Origin of the sequence: Clostridioides sp. GD02404 (assembly GCF_045898275.1) — a bacterium.
Classification (GTDB): Bacteria; Bacillota; Clostridia; order Peptostreptococcales; family Peptostreptococcaceae; genus Clostridioides; species Clostridioides difficile_A.
Genome location: NZ_JBJOCA010000073.1, coordinates 1 through 496, shown reverse-complemented (window position 1 = coordinate 496; position 496 = coordinate 1). Strand labels below are relative to the sequence as shown.

General features: G+C 29.2%; 1 protein-coding gene. It reads right to left on the bottom strand.

Translation table 11 applies throughout. From position 1 onward, the window contains the following. Nucleotides 1–24: 24 nt before the first annotated feature. Nucleotides 25–496 (bottom strand): phage tail protein (locus Q3287_RS19480; protein ID WP_407964688.1); only part of this gene is annotated, 472 nt, incomplete at its 5' end.

Genomic DNA, 496 nt, shown 5'->3' with positions numbered 1-496 from the left:
ATTCCCATTTAATCACCTTCCTTTCTACATTGGTATCAAATTATTATTTATACTTGATATAATACTAATTCTATTCCCTTTTACTTCTTGCATCACTTCTTTTAATGCTCCCTCTACATTATCACTTTCAAATAAGTTATCTGTATCTTTTATACTTGTTTTCTCTGCTATTGTTTCTATACTATCTACACTAGTTTTTACCTCATTCAATGCACTAACTATATTTGTTTTATCTGTTGTTTCAAGTAGTGTTGTATCGCCTATCTTAGCGTTAATCTCTGTCTTAGCAGTTTCTATGTTGCTTGTTAACTCCGTTTTAGTTGTATCAATTTTAGTGTCTAACTTATTGATATTTGTTAATATTTTTTCTTCATCTTTTTTAGTTAAAAATATCGCAGTTGGGTCAACAACTAAGGTCACTTTCTCTACATTAGATACCTCTATAATAAATTTTAAATACAAATCTTTCATAGCTCCATTGCCAACTTTCGGCTTG